General features: G+C 59.6%; 14 protein-coding genes and 1 tRNA gene. 12 read left to right on the top strand and 3 right to left on the bottom strand.

The features are described from left to right. Positions 1 to 30 precede the first annotated feature (30 nt). Positions 31 to 107, bottom strand: a tRNA-Arg gene (locus BN4575_RS17640). A gap of 242 nt (positions 108 to 349) precedes the next feature. Between BN4575_RS17640 and BN4575_RS17635 the strand changes: the two genes are divergently transcribed. The 10 genes from BN4575_RS17635 to BN4575_RS17590 all read left to right on the top strand — a co-directional run bounded on the left by BN4575_RS17635 (position 350) and on the right by BN4575_RS17590 (position 16,908). After that, positions 350 to 946, top strand: a complete 597-nt coding sequence (locus tag BN4575_RS17635) for a TetR/AcrR family transcriptional regulator (RefSeq protein ID WP_042022985.1) — start codon at positions 350 to 352, stop codon at positions 944 to 946. Continuing rightward, a complete protein-coding gene (locus BN4575_RS17630) occupies positions 943 to 2,076 on the top strand; it encodes an efflux RND transporter periplasmic adaptor subunit (protein WP_068979174.1) in 1,134 nt (377 codons plus the stop codon). Before BN4575_RS17635 ends, BN4575_RS17630 begins: the two co-directional genes overlap by 4 nt. Positions 2,077 to 2,091: 15 nt before the next feature. Continuing rightward, the gene (locus BN4575_RS17625) at positions 2,092 to 5,172 is read left to right on the top strand and encodes a multidrug efflux RND transporter permease subunit (protein ID WP_068979173.1); all 3,081 of its coding nucleotides are present in this window, start codon (positions 2,092 to 2,094) and stop codon (positions 5,170 to 5,172) included. 118 nt (positions 5,173 to 5,290) lie between these two features. Beyond that, entirely contained in the window at positions 5,291 to 7,258 is a 1,968-nt protein-coding gene (locus BN4575_RS17620) for an ATP-binding protein (RefSeq protein ID WP_068979172.1), read from the top strand. Positions 7,259 to 7,334: 76 nt separating this feature from the next. Next, positions 7,335 to 8,684: a glutathione-disulfide reductase gene (gene gorA, locus BN4575_RS17615; RefSeq protein ID WP_068979171.1), complete on the top strand. Its 1,350-nt coding sequence runs from the start codon at positions 7,335 to 7,337 to the stop codon at positions 8,682 to 8,684. A 357-nt stretch (positions 8,685 to 9,041) separates the two neighbouring features. Continuing rightward, complete coding sequence (gene kdpA / locus BN4575_RS17610; RefSeq protein ID WP_068979170.1) at positions 9,042 to 10,736, top strand: potassium-transporting ATPase subunit KdpA; 1,695 nt, start codon at positions 9,042 to 9,044, stop codon at positions 10,734 to 10,736. A gap of 67 nt (positions 10,737 to 10,803) precedes the next feature. After that, a complete protein-coding gene (gene kdpB / locus BN4575_RS17605; protein WP_068979169.1) occupies positions 10,804 to 12,861 on the top strand; it encodes a potassium-transporting ATPase subunit KdpB in 2,058 nt (685 codons plus the stop codon). Positions 12,862 to 12,923: 62 nt separating this feature from the next. Continuing rightward, the gene (locus BN4575_RS17600; protein WP_068979168.1) at positions 12,924 to 13,451 is read left to right on the top strand and encodes a potassium-transporting ATPase subunit C; all 528 of its coding nucleotides are present in this window, start codon (positions 12,924 to 12,926) and stop codon (positions 13,449 to 13,451) included. 126 nt (positions 13,452 to 13,577) lie between these two features. After that, complete coding sequence (locus BN4575_RS17595; protein WP_068979167.1) at positions 13,578 to 16,166, top strand: sensor histidine kinase; 2,589 nt, start codon at positions 13,578 to 13,580, stop codon at positions 16,164 to 16,166. A 58-nt stretch (positions 16,167 to 16,224) separates the two neighbouring features. Further along, complete coding sequence (locus BN4575_RS17590; RefSeq protein ID WP_042022976.1) at positions 16,225 to 16,908, top strand: response regulator; 684 nt, start codon at positions 16,225 to 16,227, stop codon at positions 16,906 to 16,908. 4 nt (positions 16,909 to 16,912) lie between these two features. Here BN4575_RS17590 and BN4575_RS17585 read toward each other — a convergent pair whose 3' ends face one another. Beyond that, complete coding sequence (locus BN4575_RS17585) at positions 16,913 to 18,040, bottom strand: multidrug effflux MFS transporter (RefSeq protein WP_068979166.1); 1,128 nt, start codon at positions 18,038 to 18,040, stop codon at positions 16,913 to 16,915. 92 nt (positions 18,041 to 18,132) lie between these two features. Here BN4575_RS17585 and BN4575_RS17580 point away from each other — a divergent pair, with 92 nt between their 5' ends. Next, positions 18,133 to 18,957 carry an AraC family transcriptional regulator gene (locus BN4575_RS17580; protein ID WP_068979165.1) on the top strand — a complete coding sequence of 275 codons (825 nt, stop codon included), beginning with the start codon at positions 18,133 to 18,135 and terminating at the stop codon, positions 18,955 to 18,957. Here the strand turns inward: BN4575_RS17580 and BN4575_RS17575 are convergent. Next, entirely contained in the window at positions 18,887 to 19,120 is a 234-nt protein-coding gene (locus BN4575_RS17575) for a hypothetical protein (RefSeq protein WP_068979164.1), read from the bottom strand. The two genes, BN4575_RS17580 and BN4575_RS17575, sit on opposite strands and share 71 nt — an antisense overlap. A gap of 292 nt (positions 19,121 to 19,412) precedes the next feature. Here BN4575_RS17575 and BN4575_RS17570 point away from each other — a divergent pair, with 292 nt between their 5' ends. Next, entirely contained in the window at positions 19,413 to 20,663 is a 1,251-nt protein-coding gene (locus BN4575_RS17570; protein ID WP_068979163.1) for a valine--pyruvate transaminase, read from the top strand. Positions 20,664 to 20,671: the final 8 nt, after the last annotated feature.

Below are 20,671 nucleotides of genomic sequence, written 5' to 3'. Positions count from 1 at the left end.
AACACGCCCGTTTAACCGGCGCACTTTTAATGGTGCGCCCGACAGGATTCGAACCTGTGACCTCTGCCTCCGGAGGGCAGCGCTCTATCCAGCTGAGCTACGGGCGCTACGCTGTCGAACGGGGCACATTATTGATGATGAACGATGTCTAGTCTACAATTTTTTTCCTTTATCGTGCTGACCGTTGCTTTTTACAGCACATCGTATGCTTTTATCGCAGTTTTCCTCAATAAATACACCAAACGGCAGAATGTGCGCTGATCTTTTGTGTCATCTTGGCTTGCTACCTTGACTTGGTTTTATGCCAGCCTAAAATGAATGAACGTTCATTCAACCGAAAATTGCGCAGATGAGTCCAGATAAAAAAGAGTGCATCTTCAATGCTGCCCATGAAGTGCTGGGTGAACGGGGCTTTCATGGTCTTTCTATTGCAGAAGTTGCCAAAAAGGCCAACGTTGCCACCGGCACCATCTATCGCTACTTCGCCGACAAGGATGATCTGGTTCGGCAGCTCCATCAGCACACCATCTTGCAGTGTGTCCCCATGGTCATGGCTGATGTAGATGTCGATAAAGTTGTATTTCAACAATTTCGCCAACTATGGCTAAATATTCATGCCATTTTTGTTAACGAACCCAACGCTATCAAGTGCAAATTGCAGTACGAGAGCTCTCCGCTAGGGGCAGAATTGGAGACCAATCCTGTCATCCTTGCCGCATGGGAGCCTCTGGACCGATTTTTTGAACAGGGCGTTGAACAAGGACTGTTTATTGATTTACCGATACGAGCACTCCAGGTGTTGAGCCTGGACAGTGTCATGCATCTGGCCCTGCAATGCAGGGTGCATCACATCACGCTGACCGAAGCGCAGTTGGAAACTGCGATTCTGGCCAGCTGGAACGCCATTTTACCCCCCATCACGTCTACCTCAGGAGCCTGTTCATGAAAAAGTGGATGGCCATTATGCTGCTGATTGCGATTGCCTTGTTTGGCAGCGTCATCGGTTTCAATTTGTTCAAACAAAAGATGATTGCCCAATACATGGCCAACCGGCCAGAACCCGAATTCCCTGTCACCGCCATGGTGACCAAGGCGCAAGACTGGGTACCGACCATAGAGGCAATCGGCTTCATCGAGCCAAACCAGGGGGTCACTCTGTCTACCGAGCTAGCCGGTACCATTGATGCCATCACCTTTGAGTCGGGCACGCGCGTTAAGGCTGAACAGCTGTTGCTGAGCCTGGACTCCAGCGTAGAAAAAGCCAATCTGCGCGCGTCCCAAGCCAAGCTACCCGCAGCCAAGGCCAAGTTCGATCGCTTCCTGAATCTTTACAAGACCAGCTCGATCTCCAAAGAGCAGCTGGATGACGCCGAGGCATCTTTCCGTTCACTGGAAGCGGATATCGAGAGCCTCAAAGCCACGATTACCCGTCGTGAAGTCCGCGCCCCGTTCAGTGGTATGGTCGGCCTGCGCAACGTCTTCCTCGGTCAGTACCTGCAACCGGGTACCGATATCGTGCGACTGGAAGATACCAGCATGATGCGCTTGCGCTTCACCGTGCCCCAGACCGACATTTCCAAAATCACCCTGAACCAGATCGTCAAGATTAATGTGGATGCCTATCCGCAAACCCAGTTTGACGGCCACATTACTGCCATCGAGCCTGCCGTTAACTACCAGAGCGGCTTGATCCAGGTGCAGGCTGATATCCCGAATAACGAAGGCCAACTTCGTTCCGGTATGTTCGCCCGTGCCAGCATCATTTTGCCAACGGTGAAAGATCAGATGGTTATCCCGCAAACCGCCATCTCCTTCACCCTTTACGGTCAGAATGTCTACGTCCTCAAACAAGGCGAAGAGACCGATAAAGAGGGTAACAAGGTGAAAGTGCTGCGAGCCAAGCAGGTCGTGGTCAAGGCGGGTGAACGACGCGGCAATGACGTGCATGTGCTCTCTGGCATCCAGGCCGGTGACCAGATCGTACTGTCGGGCCAGGTTCGCCTGAGCAACGACACCAAGGTGCATGTGGTCGAGAACGATGCTCTGGCCGTCCCGGCACAAACCCCGATGCTGTAAGCGCGGAGATCTGCGATGCGATTTACTGACATATTTATAAAACGGCCGGTGCTGGCGATCTCGCTCAGCTTCCTGATCGCCCTGCTGGGCTTTCAGGCCATCTTCAAGATGCAGGTCCGGGAATACCCCGAAGTCACCAACACGGTGATCACCGTCAGCACTGGCTACTATGGTGCCAGTTCTGACCTGATCCAGGGCTTTATCACCCAGCCGCTGGAGCAGGCGGTCGCGCAAGCCGACAACATCGACTTCATGACCTCCTCAAGCCAGCTGGGTAGCTCAACCGTAACCGCGTACATGAAGCTCAACACCGACCCCAACGCTGCACTGTCCGACATTCTGGCGAAGGTGAACTCGGTGCGCTCCCAGTTGCCGAAAGAGGCGGAAGACCCCTCGGTCACCTCCTCCACCGGTTCCACCACGGCGGTGCTCTACCTCGGCTTCACCAGCCCGGAGCTCAACTCCAGCCAGATCACTGACTATCTGGAGCGGGTTATCAAGCCGCAGCTCTTTACCGTGGGCGGGGTCTCCAAGGTTGACCTCTACGGCGGTGTCGAATTTGCCCTGCGGGTATGGCTGGATCCGGCCAAGATGGCGGCCTTCAACCTGACCGCCAGCGACGTGATGACGGTGCTCAACAGCAACAACTATCAGTCAGCCACAGGTCAGGCGACCGGCTACTTCAGCCTGTTCAACGGTAATGCCGAAACTCAGGTTAAAGATGTCGACGAACTGAAACGCCTGGTGGTGGCAACCCGTGACGGCAAGGTGATCCGCCTCTCCGACATTGCCAAGGTGAGCCTGGAGAAGAGCCACGACATCTACCGCGCCAGTGCCAACGGCCGCGAAGCCGTGGTCATGGCGGTCAACGCCGCCCCGACAGCCAACCCCATCACCATCGCCCACGATGTGTTGGCACTGCTGCCGAGTCTTGAGCGCAATATGCCGACCACCATGCATCTCAACGTGATGTATGACTCCACCGTGGCGATCAACGAGTCCATCCACGAGGTCATCAAGACCATCCTCGAGGCCGCGGCCATCGTCTTGGTGGTGATAACCCTGTTCCTCGGCTCGTTCCGTGCGGTCATCATCCCGATCATCACTATTCCGCTCAGTCTGATCGGCGTGGTGATGATGATGGATATGTTTGGCTTCTCGATAAACCTGATGACCCTGCTGGCGATGGTGCTGGCGATCGGTCTGGTGGTGGATGACGCCATCGTGGTGCTAGAGAACGTCGACCGTCATATCAAACAGGGAGAAGAGCCATTCCGCGCTGCCATTATCGGTACCCGCGAGATCGCAGTGCCGGTCATCGCCATGACGGTCACCCTGGCGGCGGTATACGCGCCAATCGCCCTGATGGGGGGCATTACCGGCTCCCTGTTCAAAGAGTTTGCCCTGACCCTGGCTGGCGCCGTGTTCGTCTCGGGCATCATCGCCCTGACCCTGTCACCGATGATGTGTTCCAAGATGCTCAAAGCTAACGAAACACCGGGCAAGTTCGAGAGCACAGTCCACCACCTGCTGGAGCGGATGACAGATCGCTACGACAGCATGCTGCACGCAGTGATGAAAAAGCGCATCGTCATCGTGGTATTCGCCATCATAGTGTTCGGCAGCCTGCCGTTGCTGTTCAAGTTCATCCCGAGCGAACTGGCACCGTCAGAGGACAAGGGGGTAATGGCCGTGCTGGGTACCGCACCGTCCAACGCCAACCTGGACTACATCGAAAACACCATGGCGGATGTGAACAAGATCCTCGACGACCAGCCCGAGATCGCCTTCTCCCAGGTCTTCTCAGGGGTGTTCAACGCCAACCAGGCGTTCGGTATCGCCTCCATGGTGCCCTGGAGTCAGCGTGAAGCGAGCCAGAAAGAGGTGCTGGATCGGGTCGCCAATCTGGTGAAAGACATCCCGGGTATGGCTGTCACCACCTTCCAGTTCCCGGAACTGCCGGGGGCCTCCGGTGGTCTGCCGATCCAGTTCGTCATCACCACCCCGAACAGCTTCGAAAGCCTGTTCCTGGTGGCCGGTGAGATTCTGGCTGCCGCTCAGGGCAACGGTCAGTTCGTCTATTCGGATCTCGATCTGAACTACGACTCCGCCACCATGAAGATCAAGATCGACAAGGACAAGGCGGGTGCCTATGGCATCACCATGCAAGACATCGGTATCACCATGGGCACCATGATGGCGGACGGTTACGTCAACCGTATCGACCTGGATGGCCGCTCCTACGAGGTGATCCCGCAGGTCGAGCGCAAGTACCGTCTCAATCCGGAATCCATCAAGGGCTACTACGTGCGGGCCGCAGACGGCAAGTCGATCCCGCTCGGCAGCCTGATCAGCATTGAAGTGGTTGGCGAGCCCCGTGCCCTGCCCCACTTCAACCAGCTGAACTCCGCCACTATCGGCGCCGTTCCGGCACCGGGTGTGGCAATGGGTGATGCGATCAACTGGTTCCAGACCGTCGCCGACGAGAAGCTGCCGCAAGGCTATCGCTACGATTTCATGGGTGAAGCCCGCCAGTTCGTCACCGAAGGCAATGCGCTCTATGCCACCTTCGCACTGGCACTGGCCATCATCTTCCTGGTGCTGGCGATCCAGTTCGAGTCGGTGCGTGACCCGCTAGTCATCATGGTCTCGGTGCCACTCGCCATCAGCGGGGCACTGATTGCCCTGGCATGGGGACTGGCGACCATGAACATCTACTCGCAGGTGGGCCTCATCACCCTGGTGGGCCTGATTACCAAGCACGGCATCCTGATCTGTGAAGTAGCGAAGGAAGAGCAGCTGCTGCGCGGCATGAACCGGATGGAAGCTGTGATGCAAGCTGCCAAGGTGCGGTTGCGGCCAATCCTGATGACCACAGCCGCCATGATTGCCGGTCTGATCCCGCTGCTCTATGCCTCAGGCGCAGGGGCAGCACAGCGGTTCAGTATCGGTATCGTCATCGTGGCAGGCCTGGCCATCGGTACCCTGTTTACCCTGTTTGTGCTGCCGGTGATCTACACCTATCTGGCTTCCGAGCACAAACCCTTGCCGGTATTTGATGAGACCATTCCGCCCAAGGCAAACGGCGGACACTGACCATCAACCGCATATCAAGGCCCCGACCAGGGGCCTTTTTTATGACGCTCAGGAAAGACGACATAAGTGCATGAAGCAGTTAAACTAAAAAAAACACTATCCAGACCGCAAGGACGCCATGTCAGGACTCTTCTCCAAGACCGCCAAGGCCGTGGGCCGTAACGGACTCTCATATCGCCTGCTCTCCTACATTCTGGTGTGCAGTACCGTACTGGCGCTGATCATCACGGCTCTGCAGCTCGCTTGGGATTACCGCAAGGATGTCGCCGTTATCGAAGATAGCATCGGCCAGATCGAAGCTTCCTTTCTGCAACCCATCGCCGCCAGTTTGTGGAACCTGGATGAAGAGCAGGTCAAGGTGCAGATAGAAGGGATCATGAACCTGCCCAACATGCAGTTCGTGATGGTCAAGGAGATGCTCGGCAACTCCGAAGTGCCGCTGCTGACCCAGGGGGTCGAGCGGGAAAGCTACGATATCTCCCGGGAATTTAACCTCACCTATCAGGGGGAAATCGTCGGAAAACTGTTCGTCGCGGCCTCTCTTGAGCAAATCTACCAGCGCTTGATCGAAAAATCGGTGCTGATCATGGTCAGCCAGACCATCAAGACCCTGGTGGTCTCATTTTGTATCCTGATCATCATTTACTACCTGGTGGTCAGACACATCAATCGCATTGCCAACTATGCCCAGAAATTCAATCTCGACCGCCTCGATATGGAACTTGAGCTGGAAGGGCGACCACAACCACGCCAAAAAATGGATGAGCTGGATACCCTTGTCTCCACCCTCAACCAGATGCGCACCCGACTGCGTGACGAACTGGTTGCCCGCCATCAAGCGGTCGAACAGCTGCAACAGGAGCGGGATTTCTCCGCCACGCTGATCAACTCCGCCAACATGATCATCTGTTGCATGGAGCCGAACCTGACCATCGCCAGCATCAACCCGGCAGCCATCCTGCTGACCGGCTACCACCAGCAGGAGCTGTTGCAGCACAACTGGCTGGATCTGTTTGTTAGTCCGAACAAGCGGGCAGAGATTACCGACATCTTGTCAGCAGATGGCTCGCTATCAGATAAAGAGGTCATCATGCATGACCAGCAGGCACACGAGCTAGTGCTGCAGTGGACTTTCGTTCCCTTCTACGATGGCCCCAATCTCAAGTACCAGATCGGGTTTGGCTACGACATCACCCAGCTGAAAAAGGTCGAGCGGGAGATTATCCAGCTCAACGAACAGCTGGAAGGCAAAGTGGTGGAGCGTACCCGCAGTTTGAGCGAAGCCAACAACCAGCTGGGCAAGGCGTACGATGACCTGAAACAGGCCCAGCAGACCCTGGTGGAGTCGGAGAAGATGGCCTCTCTCGGTTCACTGGTGGCCGGGGTGGCGCACGAGATCAACACCCCGATCGGCATCAGCGTGACCGCCTCCTCCTACCTGCAGGAGCGGGTCGCTGACTTCAAGTCCCATATCGACTCCAAGCAATTGTCACGCTCCTATCTCACCGAGTTCACCGTCAACCTCGATGAGTCAATGCAACTGCTGCAGAGCAACCTGCGCCGCGCCTCGGAGCTTATCGCCAGTTTCAAGCAGGTGGCCGTCGATCAGTCATCTGAAGCACGCTACAACTTCAGTCTCGCCGACAACCTTCATCAAGTGGTGGTCTCCCTCGGCCACAAACTGAAGAAGAGCCAGTGCGAAGTGGATATCCAGTGCGATCCCAAGCTGTCGACCTTCTCCTTCCCCGGCAGTTTTACCCAGATCTACTCCAACCTGATCCTCAACTCCATCAACCACGGTTTCGACAACTGGGACAAACCAAAAAAAATCACCATCAAGGTGGAGCAACAGGGAGAAGACCTGCTGATCGACTATTCGGACAATGGTCGTGGCATACCACCGGAGATACTGCCGCGCATCTTCGACCCCTTCGTCACCTCCAAGCGGGGTCAGGGTGGCAGCGGGCTAGGCACCCACATCATTTACAATCTGGTGGTGCAACTGCTCCGTGGCCGCATCAACTGCATCAGCGAGCCGGGCAATGGTGCCCAGTTCCATATTCGCCTGCCGATCCAACATAACTGAACGCTGGCTCTTGTGAGCCAGCGGCTTTATCCCCATCATGCTGTGATTGCATTCTTAATGAGCGGAGAACCTCGCAATGGCACAGCATTTTGACTATATCGCCATCGGCGGCGGCAGCGGCGGTATCGCCTCTGCCAACCGGGCTGCCATGTACGGTAAAAAAGTTGCCCTGATTGAAGCCAAAGAGTTGGGTGGAACCTGCGTCAACGTCGGCTGCGTACCGAAGAAGGCCATGTGGTATGCCGGCCAGATCGCCGATGCCCTGAAATATGGCGCCGATTACGGTTTTGACACCACCCTCAACCACTTCAGCTGGGCCAAGCTGGTCGAGTCCCGCCAGGCCTACATCGGCCGCATTCACCAGTCCTATCATAACGTGCTGGGCAAGAACCAGATTACGGTGATCAAGGGCTTCGCCCGCTTCGTCAGCAGCAACACCATCGAGGTCAATGGCGAGCACTACACCGCCGATCACATCCTGATCGCCACCGGTGGCCGCCCGGAAATTCCGGCGATCCCGGGTGCCGAGCTGGGTATCGACTCCGACGGTTTCTTTGATCTGCAAAGCCAACCCAAGCGGGTTGCCGTGGTCGGTGCGGGCTACATCGCAGTCGAGATCGCTGGCGTGATGCAGGCTCTGGGCTCCGAGACCCATCTGGTGGTGCGCAAGCACGCCCCGCTGCGCAACTTCGACCCCATGATCCACGAGACACTGGTCGAAATCATGGCGCATGAAGGGCCCAAGCTGCACACCCACGCCATTCCCAAAGCCGTGCTCAAGAACGCCGACAACAGCCTGACCCTCCAACTGGAAGATGGTCGCCACCTCACCGTCGACTGCCTGATCTGGGCCATCGGCCGCGCACCTGCCACCGACAACCTCAATATGGTTGCCGCTGGCATCGCGCTGGACGAGAAGGGCTTTATCCCGACCGACAAGTTCCAGAACACCGCCGTCGCCAACATCTATGCGGTGGGTGACAACACGGGTCGCATCCAGCTCACCCCGGTAGCCGTTGCTGCGGGACGTCGCCTCAGTGAGCGGCTGTTCAACAACAAGCCCAACGAGCACCTCAACTACGATCTGGTGCCGACCGTGGTGTTCAGCCACCCGCCCATCGGCACCATCGGCCTGACCGAACCGGAAGCCATCGCCGAATACGGTGAAGCGCAAGTGAAGGTCTACCGCAGCCAGTTCACCGCCATGTACTCGGCACTGACCCAGCATCGCCAGCCCACCCGGATGAAGCTGGTCTGCGTTGGCCCGGAAGAGAAAGTGGTCGGTCTGCACGGTATAGGCTTTGCGATGGACGAAATCCTGCAGGGCTTCGGCGTCGCCATGAAGATGGGTGCCACCAAGGCAGACTTCGACAACTGCGTCGCTATCCATCCCACCAGCGCGGAAGAGTTTGTCACTATGCGCTAAGGGCGGATGACGCTGGCAGATAACCATCAGCTCAGCTTCGACAACCATGTAACCCCTTCACCCAAACCCGGCTCAGGCCGGGTTTTTTGATCCCTCCTCGCCAGTTCTCTCGCAAAACCGCCGTTCTTTACGCCGATTTTACGCCTGCCTCAGGGCGCTTTATGGCGCCTTTACGCCTGTTTTACATACCCTTTCAGCGTCAATTACACCAACAGAGTCGATACGGTTTTACATCGACTCTCGCAGCTAATTATCTCAATGGAGTCGATATGAATTGGCTATATCTGCTGCTCGTCCTCGCCTTGATGGTCTATCTGCTGCGCGCACTAACGCGCAGTCACGAGTGAGGAAACCGATATGTGGCAAGAAATAATCTATCCGGTGGCTTTCGTGCTGCTGGTTCTGCTGCCAGCACCGCTGCTGGGCAACTACATCTACCGGGTATTTGAGGGAAAAACTCGCTGGTTGGCCCCTGTCGAGCGGGCAACCCTGGCCTGTTGTGGCACCGATGGTCGGGAGCAGGACTGGAAGTCCTACGCCCTCAGCCTGCTGGCCTTCAACGGCGCCGGTTTCGGTCTGCTGTTCCTGATCCTGATGGCGCAGGGGTTGCTGCCCCTCAACCCGCAACAACTGCCGGGTCTGAGCTGGCAACTCGCCTTCAACACCGCGGTCAGCTTTATGACCAACACCAACTGGCAAGCCTATTCCGGTGAGGCCAGCCTCTCCTACTTCAGCCAGATGGTGGGCCTGACCACCCAGAACTTCGTCTCCGCAGGGACGGGGGCCGCCGTCGCCATTGCCCTGTTCCGCGGTATCGCCCGCCAGCAGACCATCAACCTTGGCAACTTCTGGCAGGATCTGGTGCGTTTCTGCCTCTACGTGCTGCTGCCAATCGCGCTGATCATGGCGCTGGTGCTGGTGTGGCAAGGGGTGCCGCAAAGCCTCTCCGCCTATCTGCCGTTCCACGGTGTGGAAGGTCAGGAGCAACTGCTGCCCCTCGGCCCGGCGGCCTCGCAAATCGCCATCAAGCAGCTTGGCTCCAACGGCGGCGGCTTCTTCGGCATCAACTCGGCACATCCGTTCGAGAACCCGACAGCCCTCTCCAACTGGCTGGAGATGGTGACTCTGCTCACTATCGCCGCAGCCATGGTCTTTACTCTGGGCCGCTATGTGAAAGACATGGCCCACAGCCGTGCCATTCTCGGCGCCATGACCCTCATGCTGGTGCTGGGGCTCTTCGTCTCCATCACTCAGGAGCTGAAACTGGATCCGGCCCTCGCCCACCTCACCACTGACGCCAGCAATATGGCAGGCAACTGGGAAGGCAAGGAGAGCCGCTTCGGCCCGGTGCTCTCCAGCATCTGGGAAGTGGCGACCACCGCCGCCTCCAACGGCTCGGTCAACGCCATGCACGACAGCTTTGCCCCCCTCGCCGGTATGGTTGGCATGATCAACATGCTGCTGGGTGAAGTGGTGTTCGGCGGCGTGGGTGCCGGTATCTACGGCATGATGCTGTTCGTGCTGCTGACCGTGTTCCTGTGCGGCCTGATGGTGGGGCGCACCCCGACCTATCTGGGCAAGCGCCTCGGCATCACCGAGATGAAGTGGGTGGTCGCCAGCATGCTGGTGATGCCGGTGGGTGTTTTGGTGATCGGTGGCGTCACCCTGCTGATGCCGGATGCCAGCACCATCATCGGCCATGATGGCCCGCACGGTCTGTCACGGCTCATCTATGCCTACGCCTCGGCTGCCGGCAACAACGGCTCCGCCTTCGCCGGTTTTGCCGCCGGTGACAACTGGCAGTGCATCGCCATCGGTCTGGCCATGCTGCTCGGTCGCTTCGGCTACATCATTCCGGTACTGGCCATTGCCGGTCAGCTGGCCCGCGCGCCCCGTCAGGAGACAAGCGAAGGGGACTTCCCCATCAGCGGCCCGCTGTTCATTACCCTGTTGATCATTACCGTCCTGCTGATAGGTGGTCTCTCCTTCCTGCCGGTGCTGGCACTGGGCCCCGTGGCCGAACACCTGAGCCTGATCGGAGGGGCGTTCTGATGAACCTGACCCTGTCGATCAACATCCGGATGCCAATGGCCAACTATCTGATGCTGGGAGCTTTCCAATGAGCAAGTCCACTGCAATGAGCACCGACACCATGCAGGTGAAGGGCAAGAAACAGAAATCGCAAGTCATCCAGGCCATGGTTGAAGCTCTTTATCGCTTCAATCCCAAGGCGCTGTTTGGCAGCCCCATCCTGTTCACTCTCTGGCTGGCCGCCGTGATGGCCACCGTGGAGTCCCTGCTGGGGCAGCCGTTCTCCGGCGTCGCCCCCTCGCTGGCCTGGCAGCTGACCGCCTGGCTCTGGCTGACCCTCTGGTTTGCCAACTTCGCAGAAACCCTGGCCGAAGGGCGCGGCAAGGCGCGGGCCGACAGCCTCAAGGCTGGCATGAGCCAGCTCAAGGCCCGTCGGGTGATTAATGCCAAAGATGGTCAGGGCGAGTGGGTAGCTGCCACCAGCCTGATGAAGGGTGATCTGGTGCTGGTACGCAGCGGCGAGATGATCCCGGCAGATGGTGAAGTGGTAGCAGGGATTGCCTCGGTCAACGAGGCCGCAATTACCGGTGAATCCGCTCCCGTCATTCGCGAGTCGGGTACCGACCGCAGCGGCGTGACCGGCAACACCACAGTGGTCTCCGACGAGATCTGGGTGCGCGTCAGCAACAATCCGGGCGAGAGCACGCTGGATCGGATGATTGCACTGGTGGAAGGGGCCAAACGCCAGAAGACCCCCAACGAGATGGCGCTCGACGCCCTGCTGGTGGGACTAACCCTGATCTTCCTGCTGGTGGTCGCGACCCTGCCCTGGTTCCTCGACTACAACGGCACCCAGGTGCCGCGCCTCTACCTGATCGCCCTCTTCATCACCCTGATCCCGACCACCATCGGCGGTCTGCTCTCCGCCATCGGCATTGCCGGGATGGATCGACTGGTGAAGCTGAACGTCATCGCCAAATCAGGCCGTGCCGTAGAAGCGGCCGGTGACGTGCGCACCCTGCTGCTGGACAAGACCGGCACCATCACCTTCGGCAACCGGATGGCTGACGAGTTGATCCCGGCACCGGGCGTCGACCCTGCCCTGCTGGCGCAAGCGGCCATGCTGGCCTCGCTGGGTGACAACACCCCGGAGGGCAAATCAATCCTGACGCTGGCTGGCAAGAGCATGGCCAAGCCGAGCCAGCTGGATGATGACAAGGTGATCCCCTTCAGCGCCGAGACTCGCCTGAGCGGGCTGGATCGCAACGGTCATCAATATCGCAAAGGCGCGGTGGATGCGGTACTCAACTACCTCTCCCTCGACCGCAAGGCGGTGCCGGAGCTGGTGCTCAAGTCGGTGGACAATATCGCCCGTCAGGGTGGCACCCCGCTGCTGGTCTGCACCCATGAACAGCTGCTGGGAGTGGTCTACCTCAAGGACATCATCAAGCCCGGCATCAAGGCTCGCTTCCAGATCCTGCGCCATATGGGGATCCGCACCGTGATGATCACCGGCGACAACCCGAAAACCGCCGCCGCCATCGCCGCCGAAGCCGGGGTGGATGACTTCATCGCCGAAGCGACGCCGGAGAAGAAGCTGGCCTATATCCGTCAGGAGCAGGCCGATGGTCGTCTGGTTGCCATGTGCGGCGACGGCGCCAACGATGCGCCCGCACTGGCGCAGGCTGATGTGGGTCTGGCCATGAACGAGGGAACCCAGGCCGCCAAGGAGGCGGGCAATCTGGTGGATCTCGACTCCAACCCCACCAAGCTGCTGGACGTGGTGCTGGTCGGCAAACAGCTGCTGGTGACCCGTGGCGCCCTGACCACCTTCTCCATCGCCAACGATGTGGCCAAATACTTTGCCATTCTGCCAGCCCTGTTCATTGCCGCCTACCCGCAGTTGGGCGCGCTGAACCTGATGCAGCTGGGCAGCCCGCAGAGCGCTATCCTGTCGGCCATCATCTTCAACGCCCTGATCATCGTAGCGCTGGTGCCGCTGGCCCTGCGCGGCGTCAACCTGAAGGGGTCAGCCGCCAGTTTGCTGCGCCGCAACCTGCTGATCTACGGGGTCGGTGGCCTGCTGGTGCCCTTTATAGGAATCAAAGTGATCGATCTGGTCATCACCGGCCTCGGTCTGGTGTAACGGCATAACCGGGATGCGGGACAGACCCGCATACCCAGCCATCCTTTTGGAGCAAGAGAATCATGATAGCAATCAGAACCCTGTTGACCCTGACCCTGCTGCTGGGGGTCGCCTACCCGCTGGCGGTCACCGGGCTGGCCCAACTGCTGTTCCCCTGGCAGGCCAACGGCAGCCAGCTCACCGACAGCAAGCAACAGCTGATCGGCAGCGCCCTGCTGGGGCAGAAATTCGAGCGGGCGGACTACTTCCATCCCCGCCCCTCCGCCAGCGATTTCAACACCATTGGCGGTAGCGCCAGCAATCTGGGGATGAGCTCACCGCTGCGGGCAGAGTTCGCCAAACAGGCCGCCAAGGCACAGCCTGAAACCAGCTCTCCCGCCATGCTCACCCGTTCCGCTTCCGGCCTCGACCCTCATCTGCCGCTGGATGCGGTGCTGGCTCAGGTGGACCGCGTCGCCAAACAACGTGGGCTGGATCCCGCCCAGCTGACGGAGCAGGTCAAGTCGGCCACACAAGCTGGTATCCTTGGCCCGCAGGTGGTCAACATTCTCCAGCTGAATCTGCAACTTGATCATAAAAAGGGCGCCTGATGGCGCCCCATCCGGTTTGGTGATGACCTCGATTTTCGCAACGGGCGGTTGGCTCGATAGGGATAACAATGGCTGATGTGGTAAGAGCTGACACCCTGCTGGTGAGCCTGAAACAGGAGCATGGGGATGCGTGATGAAGTTCGGGCAGACGCCCTGCTGGCGAGCCTGGAACAGGAGAACAAGGGCAGGCTGAAGGTGTTTCTCGGGGCCGCTCCCGGCGTCGGCAAGACCTACGCCATGCTGCAGGCGGTGCGGGAACAGGCCAAAGAGGAGATCGATATCCTGATCGGCGTGGTGGAAACCCACGGCCGTCAGGAGACCCTGGCCCTGCTCGACAAGCTCGCCATCCAGCCACGCAAGATCCACATGCACCGCCAGCAGCGACTGGAGGAGATGGATCTCGACGGCCTGCTCGCCCGCAAACCGGCCATCGCCGTGGTGGATGAGCTGGCCCACAGCAACGCTCCCGGCAGCCGCCACGAGAAGCGCTGGCAGGATGTAGAGGAGCTGCTCAACGCCGGCATTGACGTCTACACCACCCTCAACGTGCAGCATCTGGAGAGCCTCAACGATCTGGTGTGGCAACTGACCGGGGTCAGAGTGAAAGAGACCTTGCCCGACCAAGTGCTGCTTGAGGCTGACAGTATTATCCTGATCGACCTCCCCCCCAAGGAGCTGCTCGACCGCCTGCGGGAGGGGAAGGTCTATGTGCCCCATCAAGCCAAGGCAGCGCTGCAATCCTTCTTCTCCCTCAACAACCTCACCGCATTGCGGGAGCTGGCGATGCAGACCGCCGCCAGCCATGTGGAGGGCGATCTGCAGCTACAGTGGCAGGCGGCAGGCAAGACCACCCTGCCGCTGCGGGGCAAGCTGATGGTCTGCCTCGGCGACCAGCACGGTTCGGCACTGGTGCGCTATGGCCACCGCTTTGCCCAGCGCCGCCAACTGCCCTGGCTGGTGGTACATATAGACAGCAATGGCCACCGCTCTGCCGACGTGGAGCAGGCGCTGGCGCTCGCCTCCCACCTCGGCGCCAAGGTGCTGACCCTCTCCAGCCCGGCGGTCGCCAACACCCTGTTGGAGACCGCCGAACAGCAGCAGGTCTCCCAGCTGCTGCTCGGCAAACCCCACAAGGCCCCGTGGCGCCGCTCGCTGGTGCAACACCTGCTCAAGCAGGCGCAGGGGCTCGAAATCACTCTGGTCGATACCGAGAAGCAGAAGCCCAAAGTGGGAATGCACGCCCCGACGCCGAAGGATATCCACCACAGCCTGCTAGCGGTGATGATCATGGGAATCACCTCGGCCGCCGCCTGGGGGCTCTCCTACTGGTTGCCGCCCGCCGCCCTGCCGCTGCTGTTCGTACTGGGGGTGCTGGCGACCGCCCTCACCACCAGTCTGGTGCCCGCGACGCTGGCGGCGGTGCTGGGCTTTATCGCCCACAATCTGCTGTTCACCGCCCCCTACTTCTCCCTGAGCGTCGCCAACCACAGCGACCTGCTCACCCTGTTTGTGCTGCTTATCGTTGGCATGACGGCGGGACGGCTCGCCTCCCGCCAGCGGCAACAGCTGATCGGCCTGCGCGAGACCCAGCAGCTGGGCAATGCATTGCTCTCCCTCAGTCAGGGGCTAGCCACCGCCAGCAGTCCGGAGGAGGTGCTGAGACAAGGCGCCCAGGCCATTTCGCTGGCGCTCGGCCAGCCGACCGTGGTGATCGACAAGGAGTTCAACGATCGGCTCGGCAACGAGAAGCACAGACCCGGGCAAACCGATAAGGCGGCCATCGACTGGTGTCTGGCCCAGAAGCAGAGCGCCGGTGCCCATACCGCAACCCTCAATGCCGCCGAGGCGCAGTATCACCACCTCAGCGACGATCTGGTGATCGGCATCAACCTCAGCAATCCGCTCTCCTCCTCCGCCGAACACCAGTTACAGGCGCTGCTCACCGACATTCGCGCCGCGCTGGCGCGGATCGATCTCAACGAACGGCTGGCCGACAGCCAGTTGCAGGCTGAGACCGACCGGATGCGGGCCGCCCTGCTCTCCTCGGTCTCCCACGATTTGAAGACCCCGCTGGCCACCATCATGGGGGCTGGCAGCACCCTGCTGGAATATGGTGACCGGATTCCACCGGACGATCGCAATGAACTGCTCCATTCGGTACAGGATGAGGCACGCCGCCTCCACAGCTATGTGCAGAATCTGCTGGATATGACCCGCATCGGCTCCCCCGACTTCCAGCTGAAACGGGACTGGGTCGATCTGGCGGATCTGGTGGAGAGCGCCCGCAAGCGGCTCGACTCCTCCTGGCGCCAGCACAAGCTGCTGGTCCATTTCGATCAGCATGTGCCCCAGCTCTATGTCCATGACGCCCTGATCGAGCAGGTGCTGGTCAATATCCTCGACAACGCCTCCCGCTACTCACCGGCTGGCACCCCCATCGAGTTCAAGGTGATGCTGGCCGAGCCCGACCTCATCATCGACATCATCGATATCGGGGTGGGTATCGCCGAGTCGGATCGGGAGAAGATCTTCAACCTCTTCTACACCCAGCCGGTGGGCGATTGCGGCAGCCGTGGCACCGGGCTTGGCCTCGCCATTTCCCGCGCTATGATAGAGGCCCATGGCGGCAAGATTTGGGCCTTCTCCGGCCCCAATGGCAACGGCACCTGCATGCGCATCTCCCTGCCGCTCGCCCTCAATTCACCGGAGGTCTGATGGTTGACCGCCAAATCGGGTCACTCAGCCCCTCCCACCATTCGCCTCTGGAGGTTTGATGGCGCACATTCTGGTCATAGATGATGAAGCGGCGATCCGTCGCTTTCTGCGGATCAGCCTGATTGCCGAGGGGCATCAGGTGAGTGAGGCGGTAGGGGTCAATGAAGGGCTGGAGCAGTATCGCCACCTCAACCCCGATCTGGTGATCCTCGATCTCGGCCTGCCTGACGGCGATGGCATTCAGGTGTTGCAGGCCATTCGCGAACACCACCCCAATCCTGTGCTGGTGTTGTCGGCCCGCGATTCGGAGCAGGAGAAGGTGCGCTTGCTGGATGCGGGAGCCAACGACTACATGAGCAAGCCGTTCGGCATCGGCGAGATGATGGCCCGCATCCGCGTGCTCTTGCGCCAGCGGGCCGGCGTCAGCAGCGGCGAGCGGCGCCACTTCCCCCAATGCGGCCTGACGCTGGATATCAGCAGCCACAAGGTGACCATGAAGGAGGAGGAGATCCCCCTCTCCCGCAAGGAGTTCGCCCTGCTGCAGGCGCTGGTGTGCCACCCCGGCAAGCTGGTGATGCAGACCCAGCTGCTCAACGACATCTGGGGGCCGAGCCACAAGGAGGACACCCACTACCTGCGCATCGTCATCGCCAGCCTGCGCAAAAAGCTGGGGGATAACCCCCAGCAACCGACGCTTATCGAGACCGAATCCGGTATCGGCTACCGCTTTGTCGGCAACTGACGTTTCACGTGGAACGACGCCCACAGCAAATCAGTGCCAACAGACCGCAGCCACTGAGCAACAGGCCAAGATCCTGCAATCCGGCCGCCACCGCCAACCCCAGACTGAGCAGCAGGTAGTAGCCAAGCCCGAACAGGGCGCCAGCACTGCCTGCCACTTCGCGATAGGCCAACAGCGCCTGACTCAGCACATTGGGGATCGCCACCCCATAGGCCACCACAATTCCCATCATGGGCAACAGGAACCAGAGACCGTCCTGACTCGCCCAGACCAGCAGCCCGGCAACCAGCGCCAGCACGCAAGCCAGCCTGACCAGAGATGACGGCAGCCACCCTCTTCCCAGCAGATGCTTGTTGAGCAGGCTGCCGAGCAGAGTCGCCAGCGCCAGCAAGATCCCCGAGTAACCAAACTCGCCGGTGCTCAATCCCAATCCGGCAAACAGGAAGGGGGCCAGACTGTAGTAGCCAAACAGCATTGTGTTGAACAGCGCGACCAGCATGGCACTGCGCCAGAGCCCGCCATCCTTCATCATCCGGTACGCCAGCGGCCAGAGTGCGACTCGCTGGGTGGTGGCCGGGCGGGTTTCCGGCAATTGCCAGCAGGTCACCAGCAGCAAGCCTACCGCCAATATCAGCAGACCGCTGAACACTCCGAGATAGCCAAACCCGCTCGCCAGCTGGCCACCACTGAGCAACCCCAGCACCGGGCTCAGGGAGAGCGCAATGCCCATCACCGAGAAGACCCGCGCCAGATCGCTGCCCTGATAGCTGTCGCGCAGCATGGTCTGGGTCACCACGGAACCCACCGCAGCACCAAAGGCCGAGATAACCCGGGCCAGCAGCAGGGTTTCAAACTGATCAGCCAGCAGTGCCAGCAGGGTGCCGACGCCATAGGTAAGCAGACCCGCCAGCATGGCGGGACGCCGCCCAATCAGATCGCAGAGCCGTCCCCAGCAGACCACCCCCACCGCAAACGCCAGAAAATAGACCGACAGGGTCTGGGATGCCTGCCCCTCGCTCACCTGAAACTGGGTGGCGATGTGGGTCAGCACCGGGCTGTAGATAGTCTCCACGATCTGGGGAAACATCATCAATCCCACCACCAGCCAGAGCGGTGGCAACTTGTTGTTCATGACAAACCTCCTTCATAAGAGGTCGCCATTCTAGAGAGATGCCGATTGTCCGATTACAATAAGCAGGACTATAAACATCAAAAATCGGACATATGGCCTTTATTCTTCCCGATCACCCTTTTGACCCCGACCAGCTGACGGGCAGCGTGATCGGCATTGCTTCCGCGCTCGGCTGGCACGACTCGGGTTTGCATCAGCATCAGCGCCATCAGCTGCTGTTTGCTCAATCCGGCTGCATGACCATGGAGCTGGAAGGTCGGGTCTGCCTGCTGCCGCCCACCCGCGCCGCCTGGCTGCCAGCAGGCACTTCCCACCGGATCTTGATGCGCGGTGTCGTCGCCTACCGATCCCTCTACTTCCAGCCGCACGCAGAGTTGCCCGCCACGGTGGAGGTACTGGCGGTCAATCCGCTGCTGCACGAACTGATCGAACGGATGGCACTCTGGCCGTGGGATAAACCGCAAGAGCAGCAGCAACGGACGGTAGGACTGTTTATGGAGGAGTTGGGGCTGGCGCCACGGGAGTCGTGGCAGTTGCCGCTGCCGACCGATCCCAGACTGGGCGGTTGGCTACAGCAGTTGAAACGGGGGGATGCCCTGCCCGATCGGCTCAACCGGCTGGCCGAACGGGTAGGTGCCAGTGACAAGACCATTGGCCGCATCTTCATGCGGGAGACCGGCATGAGCTATCAGGCGTGGCGTCAGCAGTGGCGGTTGTTGCGCGCCATGGAGCTGCTGGCAGAAAGCGAGCCCATCAGCCGGATTGCCGCTGCGCTGGAGTTCTCCAGCGACAGCGCCTTCATCAGCTTCTTCAAACAACATACGGGGCAGACTCCCCTGCGCTATCTCAGCTCTCGGGGTGAGTCGCCACTGCCTGACTCGCCTCCACCACCAAGGTATCCAGCGCCAGCGGCTTGAGGTTGTACAGCGCATCCTGCACCACGGCATGGGATGCCTGCTGCAACTCGCTCTGCACATCCTGCTCCAGCTGGGCACTCTCCTGCTCGGGCCGCGGGTTGTCGTTGGCCATCACGTTCAGGCTCAGGGCACTCACAATCAGGGTGGCGATCAGGATTTTCATCTGGTTTGCTCCGGTATGGTTGAGATGACCAGATAGCTATTCCAATTGTTGTGCCACTCTTCACAAATCACATAACATGATGATTTTGTTTAAATTCACCATCTTGCGATACCAAAGTGAGTCGCAAAATGCATCCTGCTCGATCATTTTTAAACCAACAGTTGGTACTTTTAACCACGCTTAATTTTTGCACCATGTTCCACGTGGAACGTCCCGTTATTTTGATCGACACCCGCTTTTAAACTGAGCTATGGTGCTACATCTTCGTAACTGACTCTGGATCTGTCACCGAATGGAATTTTCCTTGTTCGGCGAGAAGTTCACTCGCCACGCCGGTATTACCCAACTCATGGATGACCTCAATCAGGGGCTGACCAATCCGGACGCCATCATGCTGGGTGGCGGCAATCCTGCCCCCATCCCCGCCATGCTGGAACGCTTTCAGGCGGAAGCCAAGAGCCTGCTCGACAACGGCGAGCTGGTCAAAGCGATGGCCAACTACGACGGCCCCCAGGGCAAAGACAGGTTCACCAAGGCGCTGGCCGCCCTGCTCAGCAAGGAGCTGGGATGGGATATCACGTCCCGCAATATCGCCCTGACCAACGGCAGCCAGAATGCCTTTTTCTATCTGTTCAACCTGCTGGCCGGCGAATTTGCCCATGGCCGCAAGAAGAAGGTGCTGTTCCCGCTCGCTCCCGAATACATCGGCTATGCCGACTCGGCGCTGGCGGACGACTACTTCGTGGCCTACAAGCCCACCATCGAGAAACTGCCCGATGGCCAGTTCAAATACCACGTGGATTTCGAGAGCCTGCAGGTAGGCGATGATATCGGGGTGATCTGCGTCTCCCGCCCGACCAACCCCACCGGCAACGTGCTGACCGACGAAGAGATCGAACACCTCGATCAGATCGCCCGCGACAAGGGAATCCCGCTGCTGATCGACAACGCCTACGGCGTCCCCTTCCCGGGCATCATCTTCAGCGAAGCCAAACCGTTCTGGAACGCCAACACTATCCTCTGCATGAGCCTCTCCAAGCTGGGATTGCCGGGCACCCGCTGCGGCATCGTCATCGCCGACGAGAAGATCATTCAGGCTATCACCAACCTGAGCGGCATCATCAATCTGGCGCCGGGCAGTCTGGGGCCCGCCATCACCATCCCGATGATCGAGAGCGGCGATATCATCACTCTCAGCGAACAGGTGGTGAAACCCTTCTATCAGCAAAAAGCCGAGCTGGCGGTGCAGCTGCTGCGCGAAGCGATCCCCGACCCGCGCTTCCATATCCACAAGCCGGAAGGGGCCCTCTTCCTCTGGCTCTGGTTTGAAGGCTTGCCGATCCACTGTCAGGAACTCTATGAGCGACTGAAGGCGAAGAACCTGCTGATCGTGCCGGGTCACTACTTCTTCCCCGGCATTGATGACCCTGAGTGGCGCCACAGCCAGGAGTGCATCCGCCTCAACTACTCCCAGAGCGAGGAGCTGGTTCGCCGCGGCATCGCCATTCTGGCGGACGAGATAAACGCCCTCTACGCTGGTTAATCCAATCC

Origin of the sequence: Aeromonas sp. EERV15 (assembly GCF_900079845.1) — a bacterium.
Taxonomy (GTDB): Bacteria; Pseudomonadota; Gammaproteobacteria; order Enterobacterales; family Aeromonadaceae; genus Aeromonas; species Aeromonas sobria.
This window is presented reverse-complemented; position numbering and strand designations above follow the sequence as displayed.